The sequence below is a fragment of the Pseudomonas lopnurensis genome (assembly GCF_015070855.1).
In the GTDB taxonomy this organism is placed as follows: Bacteria; Pseudomonadota; Gammaproteobacteria; order Pseudomonadales; family Pseudomonadaceae; genus Stutzerimonas; species Stutzerimonas lopnurensis.
The window spans coordinates 28,269-47,221 of sequence record NZ_JADDIX010000012.1 but is presented as its reverse complement, the minus strand read 5'-3'; the positions used below and the strand labels follow the sequence as shown (position 1 = coordinate 47,221).

Genomic DNA, 18,953 nt, shown 5'->3' with positions numbered 1-18,953 from the left:
TTCGAATGAAGGAGCCCGCAAGTGCAGGGTGGAAAACGGCGAGATGTCTGGCTCGGTGCAACGGCCGATGATCGAGTGATCGGGCGTTCGGTGGGTAGCTTGGCGCTGAGCGCAGCGAAGCCCAACAGGCACGGGCATGACGCGTTGGTGAATGCTGGGCTTCGTCGCTGCGCGCCTCAGCGGAACGCCGCCCGCCCCAACCTACGCGCCCCGATCATGCGCACCGCCAGCCTCATACCCTTTCCACCGCCAGCGCCAGCCCCTGCCCCACCCCGACGCACATGGTCGCCAGGCCGAGCTTGCCACCGGACTTCTCCAGCGCATGCACCGTGGTCGACACCAGCCGCGCGCCACTCATGCCCAGCGGATGGCCGAGGGCGATGGCGCCGCCGTTGGGGTTCACCTTCGGGCTGTTATCCGGCAGGCCCAGGTCACGGGTGACGGCCAGGGCCTGGGCGGCGAAGGCTTCGTTCAGCTCGATCACGTCGAAGTCGTTCACCGCGAGGTTCAGCCGCTCGCACAGCTTGCGCACCGCCGGCACCGGCCCGTAGCCCATCACGCGCGGCGCGACGCCGGCGCTGGCCATGCCGAGCACCCTGGCGCGTGGCGTGAGGCCGTATCGGCGCACGGCCTCGGCCGAGGCCAGGATCATCGCCGCCGCGCCGTCGTTGACGCCCGAGGCGTTGCCGGCGGTGACGCTCTTGTCCGGGCCGTTGACCGGCTTCAGCCTGGCCAGCGCCTCGGCGGTGGTGTCCGGGCGCGGATGCTCGTCGCGATCGACGACGGTGTCGCCCTTCTTGCCGGCGATCAGCACCGGGACGATTTCCTCGGCGAAGAAGCCGGCCGCCTGGGCCTTGCCGGCGCGTTGCTGGCTGCGCAGGGCGAAGGCGTCCTGGTCCGCACGGCTGATGCGATGCTCCTCGGCGACGTTGTCAGCGGTCTGCGGCATGGCGTCGACGCCGTGCAAGGCCTTCATCTTCGGGTTGACGAAGCGCCAGCCGATGGTGGTGTCCTCGATCTTCTGGGTGCGGCCGAATGCCGTGTCGGCCTTGCCCATCACATAGGGCGCGCGACTCATGGACTCGACGCCGCCGGCGATGGCCAGCTCGATCTCTCCACAGGCGATGGCGCGAAAGGCGCTGCCCACCGCATCCATGCCGGAGGCGCACAGGCGGTTGAGGGTCACCCCCGGCACGGTTTCCGGCAGCCCGGCCAGCAGCGCGGCCATGCGCGCTACGTTGCGGTTGTCTTCACCGGCCTGGTTGGCGCTGCCCAGGAAGATTTCCTCGATCGCGGCGGGATCGAGTTCGGGATTGCGTTCGAGCAGCGCCCTGATCGGCACGGCGGCCAGGTCGTCGGCGCGTACCGCGGCCAGGGCACCACCGAAGCGGCCGATGGCTGTGCGTACGGCGTCGCAGATGAATACTTCGCGGGTCACTCGTCACCTCCAGATTGTCCATGGGCGGCGGCCGTGCGGGCCTCCAGGGCGCGCAGTGCCTCCAGTTCGGTTGCAGTCGGCGGCGCGGTTTCGCCCAGTTCGGCAGCGAAACGGATGGCCCAGCCGGTGTTCTCAATCACTTGCTCGCGGGTCACGCCCGGATGCAGCGAGGTCACCACGAACTCGTGGGTGCCCGCCTCCGGCTCCATGATGCACAGGTCGGTAATGATGCCGACCGGCCCATTGCCCGGCAGCCCGAGCTGCTGGCGGTGGTCGCCGCCCTCGCCGAAACCGACCGAGGTGATGAATGCCAGCCGGTCGACGAAGGTGCGATGCGACTGCTTGAGGATGATCAGCACCTGCTTCGCCGAACCGGCAATTTCCGGCGCGCCGCCCGCTCCTGGCAAGCGGACTTTCGGTTGGTGATAGTCGCCGATCACCGTGGTGTTGATGTTGCCGTACCTGTCGACCTGCGCGGCGCCGAGAAAGCCGACGTCGATGCGCCCGCCCTGCAGCCAGTAGCGGAAGATCTCGCTGGTGGGTACCACGCTGTCGGCGGTCTCGGCCAGCTCGCCGTCGCCGATCGACAGCGGCAGCGCCGAGGGCTTGGCGCCGATCGGGCCGGATTCGTAGATCAGCACGACGTCCGGCGCATGGGTCAGGCGCGCCAGGTTGGCAGCCTTGGACGGCAGGCCGATGCCGACGAAGCAGACGCTACCGTTGCCGAGACGGCGCGAGGCGGCCACCGTCATCATTTCGTTGGTGGAATAGCTCATCGGTTGGCCTCCTGCTGCGCGGCCAGCTTGGCCTGGAACGCGGAAAAGTCTTCGCTGCCGCGGATGAACTCGTCGATCCACGCGTTGAAGGTGTCGCGGTCGCGGGCGATGGGATCCCACTGCTGGTAGAAGCGGTTGTCGCGCTCGTAGTAACCATGGGCATAGGATGGATGCGCGCCGCCCGGTACCCGACAGACAGCGGTCAGCGCCCAGGTCGGCAGCACGCAGGCGTTCATCGGCGCGTCGAGTTCGTCGACGATTTCCTCCACGGTGACGATGCAGCGTCTGGCCGCCAGGGCGGCTTCCTTCTGCACGCCGAGGATGCCCTGGATCAGCACGTTGCCCTTGCGGTCGGCCTTCTGCGCGTGGATCACGGTGACGTCCGGGCGCACGCTCGGCACCGCCGCCAGCGTCTCGCCGGTGAAGGGGCACTCGATGAAACGGATCATCGGGTTGACCTTGGGCAGGTCGGAGCCGAGGTAGGCCCGCAACACCGCAAACGGCAACCCGGAAGCGCCGGCGACATAGGCATTGGCCAGGTCGGCATGGCTGTGCTCCTCGATTTCCAGCGGCTGCGGCCACTGCTTCTCCACCGCATCGCGCAGACGATGCAACGAGCCGACGCCGGGATTGCCGCCCCAGGAAAACACCAGCTTCCTGGCACAGCCGGCGCCGATCAGCAGGTCGTAGACCAGATCCGGCGTCATGCGCACCAGGGTCAGGTCCTTCTTGCCCTGGCGAATGATTTCGTGCGCGGCGGCGGTGGGAATCAGATGGGTGAAGCCTTCGAGGGCAACGCAGTCGCCATCGCCGACGAAGCGATCGATTGCCTCGTGGAGGGAAAGAAGCTCGGCCATTGTTCTGGTCTCGTGTGGGTATCCGAATGCGCGAACGAAGTCGCGCCTGGAACGAACACTAAACAGCGGCTCGGAGCGGAACAATCCGATAATCGATTCAATGTTCGATTATCGAACAAAAGCACTCTGTGCAAGCAAAGCGGAGTAGATCGTTAGTTGGGCCGCGCAGCGGCGAAGCCCAACGGGTTCATTCACACGCGCCTAAGTCAATGCCATGAGGGTAGCCGAGGCGCAGGCGGAAAGCCGTGATGCGTTGTCCGCCGAGGCAGCTTTGAGGAGCGGTCAAAAAGGATGGATAAGGCTTTACCGTTATCCACCCCGGCCGGTGAGGTAGCGCCGCCTTACGGCACCACGGACATGCGGCTGGTCTGTGCCCCTGCTATCTTCGTACCCGCCATCTCTGATCAAGAGCTGGCGGGCAAGGAGGTCACTGTTCCAGGTAAAGGATTATTGTAGGGCGGATCGGTGGCGGCCCTCCCCTGATCCTGGGTTGTCGCAGTATCCTCCCCTCCGCTACCCGTGCCTCGCAACCTATCGCATTCCCATACGTCCATCGGCCCAGCGAGATTCATTACTCGCCAGTGCGCTGGCGATGGTGGAGACTTTGTCGTCCGGCAAGACTTCAGGCAAGGGATCGACTCCAGCACTGACGAACAATTGGGCGTAGGCGTTGCGCAGTTCAGCGTAAGCCAGGTCGCGGCGCAGCTCGGCTTGCAAAGTATTCAGCTCGCCCTGGATCAACTCCAGCTCGCCTATGCCTTGCGCCTGGTAGCGGTTACGCAGTTGTTCGACGATCTGCCCGTCGAGGCCGGCCAACTGCTGGCTGGTCTGGAACTGACGGCGAGCTTCACGGAAGTTGGCGTTGGCGACGTGCAATTGGGCGAGAATCGCCATCGACATCGCCTGACGGCGAGCGTCGGCCACTTCCTGGCCAGCCTTGGCCACGTCGATGGCAGCCGGCGCGGAGAGCACGTTGAACAGGTTCCAGGTGACCTTGACGCCGTAATCGGCCCAGCTCTGGTTGACCAGGAAGGAATTGCTGTCGTAGTGGCCACCGGCGGAGAACTCCAGCCCGGGCAGCAGACGCAGCATGGCCTTGCGGGTTTCCGCGGCGCTGATGCGCGCCTGGTAGTCCTGTTCGCGCAGTTCGGGGCGGCTGGCCAGAGCTTCCTGCTCGAGCAGATCGAGTTCGACCTTGAGCTCCGGGACCTGATAGTCGGCAACAGGCGCCAACTCGACATCGGTGCCCAGGGGCAGGTTGATGAGGGTGGCCAGTTCGGTCTTGGCCAGTGACAGCGCACGGCGCTGTTCTTCCAGTTGCCGGGTGGCCTCGATCAGGGCGCGCTGGTAGCTCAGCGCCTGGATCGGATCGCCGATGCGCTGTTCGCTCAGGCGCTGGCTGTTGTCGCGGGCCTGCTCGACCCGGGCCATCAGGGTGTCGATCTGGCTCAGCAGGCTGTCGGCGGCCACCGCGCGCCAGTAGGCGGAACGTACGTCCTGGATGATAGTGTGGATCACCTTGCGACGCCGCTCCTGGACGATCAGGCGCTGGTCGCCCTGCTGCTTGGCGCTGACGTAGCTGACACCGAAGTCGAGCACGTTCCACACCATGGTCAGGTCGGCGACGCCGCGATCACGGTCCTGCGAGGTGGAGGGTTCCAGGGACTGGGTACCGGTCTCGATGCTCTGGCTGCTGGAGGCGCTGACGTTGTCACGCCCGGCGTAACCGGCGGAAAGGGCCATGCGCGGCAACATGTCGAAGCGGGCCAGGTCGACCTGACGCTGGGCCATGGCCTCCTCCATTACCTTCAGGCGCGCCTCGAGGTTGTACTTCACCGCACGGGCCATGGCCTGGTGTAGCGTCAAGGGGCCACTCAGCGGCTCCTGATCCGCGAACATGGTCTGCAGATCGCTCTGTGCCCGCTGTTCGCTGACGCTGCGCTCGATGGGTTCGCTGGTGACCGCACAACCGCTGATGGCCAGCGCCAGCAAGCTGACGGCAAATAGTGTTTGACTTTTTTTCATCCTTGGGCCGCCTCCTTGCTACGGCACCGATCTATGGTTTTTCCGTGCTTGTTATCCGTCGCGGCTCAGGTTTGTGCCTGAGCCGCCGAGATCTGCTGCAGGGCGTGGGCCAGTTCACGCAGCGGACGCTGCTCGCCTTCACGTATGTCGCGCAGTTGCTGACCCAGCGTCGGTGCACCGAAGCCTGCCGCACCACCACTGCCCCACTTCTTGCCATCGAACACCTCCAGCGGCGCGGCGTCCTGCGGGGTGTCTCTGCCGAAGACGCTGGACAGACTGCTGGAACCGAATACGCCACCGCCGAAACCGGGGATGGCGACACCTGCGCCATCCCCTCCGACATCGCCGGAACTGCTGAAGACCTGAGCGATATAGCTGGGCGCCAGGGCATTCTGATTGATGAAGATATTGCCCAGGGTTGGAATGCCGCTCCCCAGGGTCGGCACCTCGAACAGGGGCGGCGGTAGCAGCGGCGAGGTAGTGGGCGGTAGCGGCGCGCTTGGCAGTGCGGGCTGCAGCGGCGCGTTGGGAGCCTCTACGAGGCTGGTCGGCGGATTGACGCGGAACTCCGGATCGCCATGGTCCAGTGGTGCTGCAACCAGTTGGTAGCTCTGGCCGCTGAGCCCGCCTACGATAGCATTGCCGGCACTGTCGACAATCCCCGTGCCGCTGGCGTTCAGGTCCAGGCGCAGAGTGCCTTCGCCGCTCAGCCCACTCACCAGCACACTGTAGGTGCGACCGTCCAGTTGAGTCACCGTGGTTATGCTGCCGGATGCGCTGCCGGTGGGCACCAGGCTGAAGTCGCTCGTGTCGACACCGGTAACGGCCTCGTCGAAGGTCACGGTGTAGCGCACCGAGCCGGCGCTGGTAGGGTTGGCATCCAGGGTGACGATGGCGTTGGCCGCCGGGGCGTCGGTATCGACGATCACGCCGCTGGCATCGCCCGGGTTGTTCAGCGTCGGTAGCAGGGCGTTGCCCGCGGCGTCGCGAATGGCACTTCCGTTGAGGTCGAGCGTGCCGGCCAGGGTGATTCCATCGGCATCGTTATCGCCCGTCTGCACGCTGTACTGGAACACCAGGGTGGAGGTACCGGAGCCGGCCACATAAGTGGCATAGCGAGTCACGCCGCCGATATCGATTGCCAGACGCGGCGTGCCACCCGTGGTATCGACCACGACATTTTCGCTGGTATTGACGGTGTAACTGAGCACGTCGCCTGCGTTGTAGGGAACGCCCACCGGTACGCCGACGCTGGCGATGCTCGGCGCCTGGGCGTCGACATGCACGCCTGCAGTACTCGCCACACCATCGAGTACGGTGTTGGCATCATTGCCCACCGCATCCTTCAGCGTGCTGCCGTTGAGCTGGATGCTGCTGCCGAGGCTGACGCCGTTGCTGTCCAGTTGACCGCTGGCGATGGTCAGGCGGAACACCAGGGCGCCACTGCCGGAGCCGCTTAGGTAGTCGGCATAGACGGTGCCGCCGGTATCCAGGGTAACGGCCAGGCGCGGCGTGCCGCCGCTGGCGTCGACGGTCACGGCTTCGTCGAAATTGACGGTGAAGTCGAGGTTCTGTCCGGCGACGTAGGTGCCGTTGGCGGGGACGCTGACCGAGGAAACGGCAGGCGCCTGGCTATCGATGGCGTAGTTGTTGGAGTCAGTTGTCCCCAACCCGGTATTGCCGGCGGCATCCTGCACGCCGGTATTGGCCAGCGTGATGAGATTGCTGGTGTCGGCGACATTGGCATTCGGGGTCAGGGTGGCCGTCCAGGTGATACCGCCATCAGATGATGACAGGCCGCTGAGCACGCCGTTGGCGATGCTCAAGTCGGCCGTGGTCAGGCCGGTCACCGCTTCATTGAAGGTGATGGTGACGAGCGAGCTATCGCCAGCGGCCAGGATAGGGTTGGCAACGACGATGGTAGCAGTGGGCCTGAGGGTATCGATGGCATAGTTGTTGGAGTCGGTGGTACCGCTACCGGTATTGCCCGCCAGATCCTGTACACCGGCGTTGTTCAGGGTGATGAGGTTGCTGCTGTCCTCGATATCTGCGGCCGGTGTGAGGATGGCGGTCCAGGTGATGCCGCCGTCTGACGAAGATAGCCCGTCGAGCGTGCCATTGGCGACGCTCAGGTCGGCGCTGGTGAAACCGGAGACCGCCTCGCTGAAGGTGATGGTAACGAGCGAGGTCTGGCCGACTGCCAGCGCGGTGTCGGCGACGGAGATGGTGGCAGTTGGGCGTACGGCATCCACGTGCACACCCGCGGTGCTCGCCACACCATTGAGTATGGTGTTGGCCTCATTGCCCACCGCATCCTTCAACGTGCTGCCGTTGAGCTGGATGCTGCTGCCGAGGCTGACGCCGTTGCTGTCCAGTTGACCGCTGGCGATGGTCAGGCGGAACACCAGGGCGCCACTGCCGGAGCCGCTTAGGTAGTCGGCATAGACGGTGCCGCCGGTATCCAGGGTAACGGCCAGGCGCGGCGTGCCGCCGCTGGCGTCGACGGTCACGGCTTCGTCGAAATTGACGGTGAAGTCGAGGTTCTGTCCGGCGACGTAGGTGCCGTTGGCGGGGACGCTGACCGAGCCGACGCTGGGGGCGGCGCCATCGATCAGGATGTCGCTGTTGCCGGCCAGCGAATCGGCGCCACCCAGCACCGGCAACACGAGGATGGCGTCATTGTTGCCAGCGCTGCGGATGGTGGCGCCGTTCAGGGCCAGTGCAGCGGTGGACTGGTAGTCGAGGTCGGCCGCCACGTCGCCCGCCTGGACGACGTAGCTGAAGGTCAGGGTGTTGCTGCCCGAACCGGAAACGTAGATGGCGTTGCGGTCGATGCTGCCGGTTTCCAGCAGCAGTGTCGGTACGCCGCCACTGGTATCGACGCTCACCACCTGGTCGAAGGTGACGGTCACGGTGACGGTGTCGCCGACCTTGTAGCCGCCATCGGGCGATACCGCCTGGACGCTGACCACTTCCGGGTTCAGCGGGCTGACCGTGATGGCGATGGTGTCGACGTCGCTCTGCGCGCCGCCGCTACCGCTCCAGCCCTGGTCATTGGTTTCGATCTGGATGCTCGCCGGACCGTTGTAACCGCCGGTGGGACTGAAGACCAGGCCGTTCAGGGCATTGTTGATGTCGGCGATGCTGCCGCTGAAGGTCATGGTCGCACCAGCGCTGCCATCGCCGGTGCTGAATGACAGCCCCGCGATGCTACCAAGGGTCATCAGGCCATTGCTCGCGGTCAGGGTCACTTCGACGGTATTGGAGCCTGCATCCACGTCGCTGATGCTGATCAGGTTGCCATTGGCATCGTTGAACACCAGCACCGCATCCTGATCGATAGCCTGCGCGGCGGGCACCGAGTTGACTGGGGCATCGTTGACCGCGGTCACTGCTAGGGTCACCGTGGTGGCATCGGTTTGCGCACCACCGCTACCGGTGTTGCCACCATCGTTGATAGCCATGCTCAGGGTCACGTCGCTGGTGCTGTTGGCAGCGGTGGTAAAGGTCACATTGCCGGCGGCGATGTAGGCATTGATGTCCGCGATGCTGCCGGTCAGCGTCATGCTGCCACTGGTACCGCCCACGGTGACGCCATCGCCGCCGGTGGCGACCAGCGTACCGCTGGGGACGCTGAAGGTCACGGTGACGGGACTCGTGCCGGCGTCCACGTCACTGAAGGAGATGCCTGTCAGCGCAGTGGTTACGTCCTCGTCGACCGCAATGGTAGCGGGCGCGCTGATGACCGGCGCGTCGTTGACGGCGGCGACTTGCAGCGTGGTGGTGTCGCTGTCGCTCTTGGCTCCACCGCTGCCGGTGTTGCCGCCATCGTTGATGCTGGCGATCAGTGTGACGTTGGCGGTGGCGTTGAGAGAGGTGACAAAGCTGACATTGCTGCTGGCGATGAAGGCGTTGATGTCGGCGATGCTGCCGGTCAGGGTCAGACTGCTGCTGACGCCGCCGACGATAACGCCTCCGCCGCTGGTGGCACTCAGGCTGCCCGAGTCGACGGCGAGGGTGACGGTGACCGAGCCGCTACCGGCATCGGCGTCGCCGAAGCTGATGCCGGTGATGGCGCTGGCGACATCCTCGGTCACGTCGATGGTCGCGGGCACCGAGACCTGTGGCGTGTCGTTGACGCTGGTCACCCCTATGGCCTTGGTGGCGGCGGTGCTGCTGTCCTGACCATCGTTGACGACAAAGCTGATGGTACGCGTGGCTTCGTTGGGGGTGTCGCTGCCGTTGGTGTAGGCCACTGTACGCAGGGCCGCCTGCCACTGGGCCAGCGTGGCGGTGGCCCCGGCCGATGTCAGTGTCAGCACGCCGCTGCCGGCATTGTAACTGGCAGAGATGTTGCCCATGGTACTGCCATCGTTGGCGAAGATCAGCACGTCCTCGCCGGGCTGGAAGTTGTTTGTGATCACCACGGTCGCGCTGGCGAGGGTGGCATTGTCCGGGTCGCTCAGGGTGAGCCCGGCATCGATCGCCACCGGGGTGGAGACAACGTTGTCGCCCTCGACGAAGGCGGTGGTGCCGCCGCTGGTAGTGAGAATCGGCGCATCGTTGATGGCGGTGACGGTGATGCTGGCGGTGTCGCTGGTGGCGGAGAAGGCGCTGCTGCCACCGGAAACCGTGGCGTCGACCTTGCTGCCCTGCTGGCCGGCGCTGGCGCCGCTCTGATCCCAGGCCCGGTAGGTGAAGCTGGCCGTGGTGGCGTTGACGCCGTCGGGTACGAAGCGTACGTGATCCGTCGCGCGCAGCAGCAGCGCGCCGCCGCTCGACACGCTGCCGATATCGCTCCAGTCGCTGCCATCCAGGCTGTATTGCCAGGTGCCGTTGCCGGAGTCCAGGCCGGTGATGGCAATACCTTCAATCGCCCCCATATCCACATCGCTGATACTGGTGCCGACGATGCTGGCCACTGTTTGGCCCGGGTTGTCGATATCGCTGTCGTTCAGGCCGATCAGGATGGGGGCGGGGGCGACCGGCGTCAGTACCGGCGCGTCGTTGACGGCGGCGACCACCAGGCTGGCACTCGCAGTGCCACTGGAGAATGCGCTCGAGCCACCGTTGCTGGTGGTATCGGCGGTACTGCGCGTCATGCTGGTGGAGGCGGCACCGCTGGTCTGGTCCCAGGCGCGAAAGCTGAGGGTGGCGGTTTCGCCATTCGCCCCGTCGGGCACATAGCGCAGCTGGGTACTGCTGGAGAGCAGCAGCGCGGCACTGCCGGATACGCTGCCTATGTCGCTCCAGGTATTACCATCGATCGAATATTGCCAGGTGCCATTGCCGATGCTGGCGGTGATGGCGATGCCGGAAGCCGGGCCATCCACGTCGGCATGGGTCAGTCCGGCGAGGATGGTCGACACCAGGGTGCCGCTGGAGCTGCTGTCCTCATCGGTGCCGGTCAGGCTGTAGGGGCCACCGGACAGCGTGGGGGCATCGTTGACGGCGTTGATGGCAACGGTGGCGGCAATGGCCAGCGTGCTGGTATCGCCCCCGCCATTGGCGGTGCCGCCACTGTCGGTGATGCTGGTCAGGGTGACCACGCGGCTGCCGATATCGGGTGCCTCGCTGCTGTTGCGGTAAGTGATCCCATCCACCAGCGTTTGCGCATTGGCGGTGCTCAGGCCGGCTGACGTAAGCGTGACAGTGGCGGTACCGCCGACCACAGTGACGCTGTAGCCAACCGCACTACCGCCGGTAGTGGTGCCACTGGTGTCGTTGGTGAGCGCGATATCGGTGCCGTCGATGGTGAGGATTTCGCTGGCGCCATCGGCGAGGTTGGCCACCGTCAGGCTCAAGCCGGTGATGGACTGGCCATCTTCGACGGTGCTGATGATCACGTCGCTGAACAGATCGACCGCCGCGCCGTTCTCGGTGTAGGTGGGGGTGCTGCCGGTGGCGGTCAATACCGGGGCGTCGTTGACCGGGGTGATGCTGACGGTGACTGCGGAGGCGGCGCTGATGCCGCCATCGCCGTCATTGACGGTGATGTGGACGGTGCGTGATGCGCTACTCGGATCACTGATATTGCTATTGGAGTACGTCAGGTTGCGCACTAGCGCCTGAACGGCCGCAGGGGTTGAGCTGGCGTTGAGGCTCACTACCAGGTCATTGCTGCCGGTGCCACCGCTGAAGCTACCGATGACAGTGCCGCCGTAGGTCACATTCGATCCGGAGACACCAATCTGTTCAGCGCCAGCACCCTGGTTTCGGATCGCGAGTACGTCTTCGCCACTCGCCCGGTTGGTTACAATGGATACGGTGACATTACCGCCGGAAAAATCGCTGGAATCGGTGTCGGTGACGGTGGCGTCGGAGCCCACATCCAGCAGCACGGCGGCGCTGCCTTCGAGGTAGTTCACGCTGGCGCCATCGAGATTGCCAACTATGGGGGCATCCTGTGGCGCGATCACTCCGCTGACGTGGAAACTGTCGAAGGTTATGAGGTTGACGTTCTGATCGGTAGGGCCGTCGGCCGTGATGTCGATACGGAACTTGCTCAGCCCAGTGAACGTACTGAAGTCGCCGCTGGTGAAGCTGGTGGAGCCGTCGGCGCTGGTGAAGCTGGTGGTGACGTCGGCGCTGCCGTCGCTCTTGATACCGGTGACGGTGATGCTGAAGGCCCCAGGGGCTGCATACTTGGCCAGCTTGATCGCAGTCAGGTCGAAAGTGCCGATGTCTATATCGTCCGCCGATACCTCGAACCAGCCGCTGGTGCCGTTGTCCAGATAGATGCCGAGTGGATCGTTGGCCGAACCCAGCGGGCCGCTGGTGGCCAGGGTGAAGCCGTTGGCGAAGTTGCTCAGCGTGTGGTTTTGCAATACATCCACCAGTTCACCCTCAGTCGACGAGCCGTCGTCGTGCTGCAGGTTTACGGTGGAGACGATGGACAGCACGGTGCTGTCTACACCGCCATCGGCGGTGCCGCCAGTGTCGCGGATGTCGATCAGGGTGACGGTACGGGTGCTGTCGGCGCTGATGTCGGCCGTGTTGCGATAGCCCAGGCCATCGACCACGGTCTGCGCCTGGGCCGCAGTGATGCCACCGGTTTTGGCCAGGATGACGGTAGCGGTGGTACCGCTTACGCTGACGGTGACCTCAAGGCCAAGATTGGCGGTTACCGAGGTGCCATCGATCAGCGCTACGTTGCTGCCATCGATCCGCAGGATTTCCTCGGCACCGTTGGCCAGACCGGCGACGCTCAAGGTGATCCGATCGATGTTCTGCGAGCCCTCGACAGCGCTGACAAGCACCGAGTGGAACAAATCTGCCGGGGTAGAGGCATTTTCCTGGAACACCGGGTTTTGCCCCACGGCGCTCAGTGTAGGAGGCTGGTTGCCGACATCGGGCGGGGGCGCGGGGGTGAGAGCGGCGCCTGCGATGCTCAGGCTTTCGATGTTGAAAGTGTTCTGATGATTCGCTTCACCGCCGCCTTCGCCAAGAACGGTGAATTGCACCTCCATCTTGTCGATCAGCTTGCCGTTGAAAGGTGTGTAGTCTATCGGGTAGGCAGTTTGGTATGAACCAATGCTGCTGACCGCGGTGGTGCGGGCCACTTCGATGCCGCCGGCATAGCCGATCACCACGATATCCTCGAAATCGTTATTAGCTGAGCCGCCTGGCGGGGGCGTGTACTCACCGATCACTGCGCTCGTCAGGTAGAAGCTTCCAGTGGTGGTGATGATGATGGACGAGGTGAAGCCTGGACCTGCGGCTGATACTCCACCGTCGATGTAGGCGCCGTACCCGTCCGCCGTGATCGGATTGTTGCCGCCGGTGCCGTCCACTGCGCTGATCGTGAAGAAGCCATCGCTTGTCGTGGCCGTGCCATCGGGGTTTTGCTCGGCTCCCGCGAATGTGTAGGTTCCATCAGTGGGAAGGGCGAGAAGCCACTGGTAGTCGCTGAGTAGCAGGGAATCCGTTTCTATCGTGCCTGCATGGGCCTCCAGCACCCAGTCGCCGCCATGAAGAGCCGCGCCCGTCGCATCGATCGAGGCCGCCACATCGGCAGCGGTCAGCGTGGCCAGTTGGCTGAGAAAGGCATCGCCGTCGCGCGCCACATCGCAACCATAGAGCAGGATATCGCCATCGTCGCTCAGGCTCCGGCCTATGACCGCGAGTTCGCCGGCGCGGCTGGCCAGGTTGGCCTGATCCAGGGTGACGGTGCCCAGGTGCAATTGGCCCTCGGCCCCGTGGCTGATGATGTGGATGGCGTCAATACCCTCACGCCCCTCCAGGTAGTCGGCGATCTGCCGCAGCCCATCCTGGTTGCCGTCGAGCACCACCACTTCCGTACCGGGTTCGATGGCGTCGACCAGTTGCTGGGCGTTCGCGACATTGCCGACGATAAACACCACTTCCTGGCGCTGATCGGCTGTCGCCGAGGGGACGGCGGCCAGAGTGTCCTGGCTGGAGTCGGCGTCCTGGGCGGCTGGTGCGTCCGCAGTGGGCGTAGTGGCCGCCTCGGCCACGGTGGCGGCCACCGCACCATCGAACATCATCCGTGGTTCGAGGGCCGTGGCGAGAGGAGAGCGTTGGGCGGTAAAGCCGCCGGTTCTGCTGCGGAACAGATTGAACAACTTCACGGCGGACCTCCTTGTGCCATGGTCATCGTGCGGCAGAATGCCACCTTCAGCGGCGCAGTATTTTCACAATTCCCCGGATATGGCAACCGGAAAGTGAGAGTGGTCTTGCGACCGTTCCGATAGCCAGGTCATGGGCCGTCACGCTTTTGTAGGAGCCAGCTTGCTGGCGATGCCGTTGAAAGGCTGATCGCCAGCAAGGCTAGTGGGCTGTCTTGTAAGTTCGTTATCCATACGTTGCTGCGACTCGGGAGAAGCGCAAGAGCTTTTCGAGCGTAGGAGCCTGGGGGACGCCTAGTCCTTGCTGGCGATCCCGACCATTGCCGATGATCGCCAGCAAGCTGGCTCCACAACTTAATGCCCAGTGAGTTAACAAACTAACCAGACCTGACACTAGGCGCCCCCGCTCCTCCTACAAAGGCCGACATTTTGGGGGCCAACTGGCATGGGGCTCTCCGTCGTATCCGGGCGCACGGCATCCCGATGAGTCTACTGTTGCAATCAGCACCCTTCGTCTATGCTGGCAAAGCGACAGCTTTCGGGTTTGCACATCCTTCCCGGTCTTTTTGCCAGTTCATATGGAGAGTGATTAATGAGCACCGAGTCCTATCTGGGGTCCATCAGTGGCTGGGCCCCGAGCTTTGCCCCGCGCGGCTGGGCTTTCTGTGCTGGGCAGACCATGTCCATTGCTCAATACAGCGCCTTGTTTTCCCTGCTGGGCGTCGCCTATGGGGGCGATGGCCAGACCACCTTCAAGCTGCCCGACCTGCGTGGCCGCGTGCCCATCGGCCAGGGCCAGTCGCCCGGCACATCCAATTACGACTTGGGCCAAAGCGCCGGGGTGGAGAGCGTGACGCTGACCCTGGACAACCTGCCCGCGCACACCCATGTCGCCACCGGCACCGTGGCCGCCTCCTTGCCGGTCAGCAGTGCGCTGGCCGATACCGCCACGCCCGATGCCGACCATGTGCTGGCCGCAGCCAATGGAGCTTCTGGTCGCAATCCCGTGACGGTGAATATCTATGCGCCGGCACCGGGCACCGTGAATCTGCCCTTGACCGCGAGCGCCAACATCACCGTCGACCCCACGGGTAACAACGCCCCCTTCTCGGTACTGCAGCCCTATACCGTCATCAACTACATCATCTGCATCGAAGGTTACTTCCCTTCCCGTAACTGATGGTCCACCTGTCGAGGTTGAGATGGATTACGAATCCTACATGGGGGTGGTTGCGCCGTTTGCCGGCAACTTCGCCCCGAAGAACTGGCTGCTCTGCCAGGGGCAGTTGCTGAGCATCCCGTCCAATACCGCGCTGTTTGCGCTGCTTGGCACGACCTATGGGGGCAACGGCGTCCAGACGTTCGCCCTGCCCAACCTGGGTGGGCGCATGGCGCTGGGCGCTGGCGATTCCACCAGCGGCACCCATTACACACAAGGTGAAGTAGCCGGTACGGAAAATGTGTCGCTGTTGCCCAGCAATATGGCGGCGCATACCCATACCGCGACAGCGACGGCCAGCGTCAATCTGAGTGCGTCGAGCAGTGCCGCGACGCTCGGTGTCCCTGCCGCAAGCTCCACGCTCGCGAGCGCCAACGGCAATTCCGGTCGGGACCCGGTCACCGTCAACCTCTACGCGCCCGCTCCGGGCACGACCAGCATCCCGGCTACGGCCACGCTGAACCCGCAACTGGAGGTGACGGGGGCGAACCAGCCGGTCGCGCTGACGCAGCCGTTTCTGGCACTGAGCATGTGCATCTGCATCTATGGCGTCTTTCCCAGTCGCAACTGAGAGCGGCGCGGCCCCGCCACGGGAAGCCGCGCCCGGCCATCAATTGAAATAGGCCATGTAGCACCGTTGTCGGTTGGGCGTGTCGCCTACGGGAACCAGATGCATGAGGTGTTCGCGGCGGTTCTCGTCCACCAACCGGTACTGCGCCTCCAGCAGCAGTACCGACCAGTCCGAGGTGAAGGTCAGCGCGAACGGGGTGCGAAATCCCGGACGGGGTACCCCGATGTCGATCTTGGCCAGCGTCAGTGTGACCGGTTGCGGCACCGTCAGGGCGGTGAAGTCGCTCCCGATCAGGGAGGATAGATCGGTCGGCGCGAGGTTTTCGATCAGTGTGCTCATGTCAGGAACCTTCGGAATATAGGCCCATGCAGCATATAAATACCGGTTCGACAGTTAAAGCCGATTTGTTGTCCGCTCTTGCCGTGGATGGCGTCCTGCACGTACGGGAGGCGCTACCCGATGACGAACCCCTGCTGCACAGCCTGTTCGCCTCGGGGCGCTATGGCGAGGATGCGCCGTTGCCGGCGGTGCTGCTGGAGCAGCAGTGGCGGCTGCGCCAGCAGGCCTATGCCAGCGGTTATCCCGGCCATGCGACCCTGCTCGTACAGGCAGAGGACAGGACCGAGGGCATGCTGACCCTGCACGATGGCGCCGACAGGCTGCACCTTCTGGAGCTGGTCCTGCGCCCGCAGGTGCGTGGCCGGGGCCTGGGGACGATCCTGCTGCGCACCTTGCAGGCGCTGGCCGGTCAGCGCGGCCAAGCGCTGTCGCTGCATGTACTGCCACATAATCGCGCCTACGATCTCTACCGTCGGCTCGGCTTCCTCGATAGAGGTGGGGATGGGGTACAGCGCTATCTGGAGTGGCATTGTTCCGAGCCTGTCCAGTCGGCCGGAACGCTCCCGCGATAATTGGCTCAGCCGCCCTGCTCCAGGCGCAACCTCTCCAGTTCCCGGTAGGGCGCATCCGCCCAGCGTTCGATGGCCGCACCTAGTTGCGACGTGGCTTCGGCGCGTTTGCGCTGGCCGTCTGCGGTGAATGCCTGGGCGGGCCGCTTGGCGTGTCGCCCGCAGGCTTCGAGGGCCCTGGTCACCTGCGTCGCGTCGAGGCCGAGCCATTCGCGCAGCCGGCCGTCGAGCGCCATGGGCAGTTCACTGTACTCGAGCGCCAGGCCATCGTGCTCCCGGCAGAGATGGGCGGCCGTCTCCAGCAGCCGGCCGAGGCGACGAGCGATGAACGTCTCGCGGGGGGCGGGGGCATCCTCCACCTGATTCAGCGGTGACGCACCCAACATGCCGGCGATCATATGCATGCCGGGCTGTTGCAGATGCGAAACGGCGATTTCCAGCGGGTCGCGGTAGAGGAACAGCCAGGGCGTGGTGGGGAAGCAACGGCGCAGCAGGGGCAGTTCGAAGATATTCCAGGCGTCGAGCTTGACCGCCAACCGCCGCTCGGAGCCGGCACGACGCTGGCCGAGAGCGGAAAGCATGGCGCGGACGGCGTCATGTTGTGCCTCGCCGTGCAAGCCACTGCGATAGTGGGCGCGTAGCGCCTGGTCGAGCGGTGGCGGCTCGGACAGCACCACATGGTCGTCGAGCCTGGCCAGCATCTGCGCCAACAGCGTCGAGCCACAGCGCGAGGCGTGGAAGATGAAGACATTCGGCTCCAGCCCAGGGCTGGTCTGCTGCCAGTCGAGCAGGTCGTGCAGCGCCGTGTCCTGGCGCAGGGCCTGATTGAAAGGCAGGCGTAGCGCCGTCTCTACGTCGTCCTGGAAGAAGGGGTGTGTCAGACGCCAGTCGCCGAACCAGCACCAGTCTATACGTGGAACGCCGTCGCGTTCGAACAGCCGGATGGGCAGCCAGCCCTGCAGATTCAGGCGCGCCATTGGCCACTCCAGTCGTTCCGTCCCTGACGCATGGCGGCGCGCACGTCGTCCACGCTGAAGCGCAGGCCGAGCCGATCGCCGAATTCTACCGCGCGCGCCGCGAACTGGCCCGCGTCGGTCAGACGGCAGAGCGCCTCGGCCAGCGCCGGCCGCTCGTGCACCTGGCGACGGAACGCGGCGAACGCCAGGGTCGAGCGTGCGGGTTGCGCGGTGGGTGTGTCGACGAGGCCGCAGGCGATCTGCCGATACAGCCAGTCGTTGCGCCGGGCGTCGATCACCAGGTGGATGCGCGGTCGGTCGCCGTGGTTCTCGACCCGGTGCGGGCGGGCCAGGTCGAGCAGCCAGCATTCGCCTTCGGCCATAGGCACCACCAAACCCTCGAGCATGAACTCCACGGCAGGATGGCTGTGGATCGGGATGTGCAGACGCACGTCACCTTGTGGATCGCCCAGATCAGGGTCGCAGTGCTCGCGAATGCAGCCGCCCTCCTCCAGGCGCAGCAAGCGGGCGCTGCTGATGCGCATGGGGATGCGTTCCAGTAGGGCCTGCCAGAACGGGCTGCACCACTGGCTGGCGCGGACCGCAGGGGAAATACCGCCGTGGGCGGGCAACAGCGGGTCATGGGGCGACTCCGGGCCGAGCAGAGCGATGCCGCTCCAGCCGCCGTTGTGGTAACCGCTGTTGAAATGGGGCGTCCATGCCGGGTCAGGCAGAGCGCGCACGGCTGCCTGCAGGTCGCTGACCGGAAAACGCGGTGGCAGGCGGGCATAGGCGGGGAGCGGAGGAAATGGACGCATCATGCGAGCCTCGTCTCGGGGGCCGCATCCGTCGCCGGCCCGTATGCGCTGCATTCTATGCCGTCGGCCCGAGCCATGAAACCGGCAGAATTTGCAGGGCCTGCCATGGCTCTGTTGAAATCCCCCCTCTGCGTTCCGGTTGCCAGGAGGCGATCATGTCAGGGAAGCGTCATCTGCTGGCTCCAGAACAGGCGGTGAGCCGTGCCCGGCACGAGTCGCGCAACGCGCATGCCGGCGCAGCCTTGCTGCTGACAGGGTTGCCGGCCGCCGGCAAATCCACGCTCGCGCAAGCGCTGCATGCCAGGCTGTTCGAACGGGGCGCGCGCAGCCTGGTGCTGGACGGCGATGCATTGCGCGGCGGCTTGTGCCGGGATCTGGGGTTTTCCGAGGCGGAGCGCCAGGAGAACCTGCGCCGCGCCGGCGAGGTCGCGGCGCTGCTGGTCGAGTCGGGCGTCATCGTGATCCTGGCGCTGATCGCGCCGCTGGCGAGCCAGCGGGCATTGCTGGCCGGCCGCCTGGGCGACGATTACCGCGAGATCTGGTGTCGTGCCTCCCTGGAAGCCTGCGAGCGGCGCGATCCCAAGGGCCACTACGCCCTGGCGCGCCGTGGAACGCTGGCCGGTTTCACCGGCATCTCTGCGCCTTACGAGCCCCCCGCCGCGCCCGACCTGGTGCTGGACTGCGAGAGCCGCCCGGTAGAAGAGAACGTGACGTGGCTGCTGCGCTGGCTTGGCGAGTGTGGCGTGCTGCGCGCCGACGACTAGGGTCTGGGGTGTAGCCGTGCAGGGTGCGCTCCG

The 18,953-nt window shown here is 65.0% G+C and carries 12 protein-coding genes; 4 read left to right on the top strand and 8 right to left on the bottom strand.

What is annotated here, in order from left to right:
* Positions 1-232 precede the first annotated feature (232 nt).
* From pcaF to IN820_RS02340, 5 genes are all read right to left on the bottom strand, one after another.
* A complete protein-coding gene (pcaF, locus tag IN820_RS02360) occupies positions 233-1,438 on the bottom strand; it encodes a 3-oxoadipyl-CoA thiolase (RefSeq protein WP_193679440.1) in 1,206 nt (401 codons plus the stop codon).
* Positions 1,435-2,214, bottom strand: coding sequence for a CoA-transferase subunit beta (locus tag IN820_RS02355; RefSeq protein WP_193679439.1), 780 nt, complete (start codon positions 2,212-2,214; stop codon positions 1,435-1,437). The genes pcaF and IN820_RS02355 overlap by 4 nt, the downstream gene beginning before the upstream one ends.
* On the bottom strand, positions 2,211-3,071 hold the full coding sequence (locus IN820_RS02350) for a CoA transferase subunit A (protein WP_193679438.1): 861 nt from the start codon (positions 3,069-3,071) through the stop codon (positions 2,211-2,213). The genes IN820_RS02355 and IN820_RS02350 overlap by 4 nt, the downstream gene beginning before the upstream one ends.
* Before the next feature lie 531 nt (positions 3,072-3,602).
* Positions 3,603-5,096: a TolC family protein gene (locus tag IN820_RS02345; RefSeq protein ID WP_193679437.1), complete on the bottom strand. Its 1,494-nt coding sequence runs from the start codon at positions 5,094-5,096 to the stop codon at positions 3,603-3,605.
* A 65-nt stretch (positions 5,097-5,161) separates the two neighbouring features.
* The gene (locus IN820_RS02340; protein ID WP_193679436.1) at positions 5,162-13,687 is read right to left on the bottom strand and encodes an Ig-like domain-containing protein; all 8,526 of its coding nucleotides are present in this window, start codon (positions 13,685-13,687) and stop codon (positions 5,162-5,164) included.
* Between the two features lie 589 nt (positions 13,688-14,276).
* Here IN820_RS02340 and IN820_RS02335 point away from each other — a divergent pair.
* Positions 14,277-14,864, top strand: a complete 588-nt coding sequence (locus IN820_RS02335) for a phage tail protein (protein WP_193679435.1) — start codon at positions 14,277-14,279, stop codon at positions 14,862-14,864.
* 22 nt (positions 14,865-14,886) lie between these two features.
* Positions 14,887-15,474, top strand: coding sequence for a phage tail protein (locus IN820_RS02330; RefSeq protein WP_193679434.1), 588 nt, complete (start codon positions 14,887-14,889; stop codon positions 15,472-15,474).
* A 39-nt stretch (positions 15,475-15,513) separates the two neighbouring features.
* Here the strand turns inward: IN820_RS02330 and IN820_RS02325 are convergent, their stop codons facing one another.
* Complete coding sequence (locus IN820_RS02325; RefSeq protein WP_193679433.1) at positions 15,514-15,813, bottom strand: DUF6916 family protein; 300 nt, start codon at positions 15,811-15,813, stop codon at positions 15,514-15,516.
* Positions 15,814-15,839: 26 nt separating this feature from the next.
* Here IN820_RS02325 and IN820_RS02320 point away from each other — a divergent pair, with 26 nt between their 5' ends.
* Complete coding sequence (locus tag IN820_RS02320; protein WP_193679432.1) at positions 15,840-16,385, top strand: GNAT family N-acetyltransferase; 546 nt, start codon at positions 15,840-15,842, stop codon at positions 16,383-16,385.
* A 5-nt stretch (positions 16,386-16,390) separates the two neighbouring features.
* On the opposite strand, the gene IN820_RS02315 is transcribed toward IN820_RS02320, so the two are convergent.
* On the bottom strand, positions 16,391-17,359 hold the full coding sequence (locus IN820_RS02315; protein WP_193679431.1) for a sulfotransferase family protein: 969 nt from the start codon (positions 17,357-17,359) through the stop codon (positions 16,391-16,393).
* Positions 17,347-18,159 (bottom strand): aspartyl/asparaginyl beta-hydroxylase domain-containing protein, encoded by an 813-nt coding sequence (locus IN820_RS02310; RefSeq protein WP_235989051.1) that lies wholly within the window; start codon positions 18,157-18,159, stop codon positions 17,347-17,349. The genes IN820_RS02315 and IN820_RS02310 overlap by 13 nt, the downstream gene beginning before the upstream one ends.
* Positions 18,160-18,311: 152 nt before the next feature.
* On the opposite strand from IN820_RS02310, the gene cysC reads away from it, so the two are divergent.
* Positions 18,312-18,920 carry an adenylyl-sulfate kinase gene (gene cysC / locus IN820_RS02305; RefSeq protein ID WP_193679430.1) on the top strand — a complete coding sequence of 203 codons (609 nt, stop codon included), beginning with the start codon at positions 18,312-18,314 and terminating at the stop codon, positions 18,918-18,920.
* The last annotated feature ends 33 nt before the right edge of the window (positions 18,921-18,953 follow it).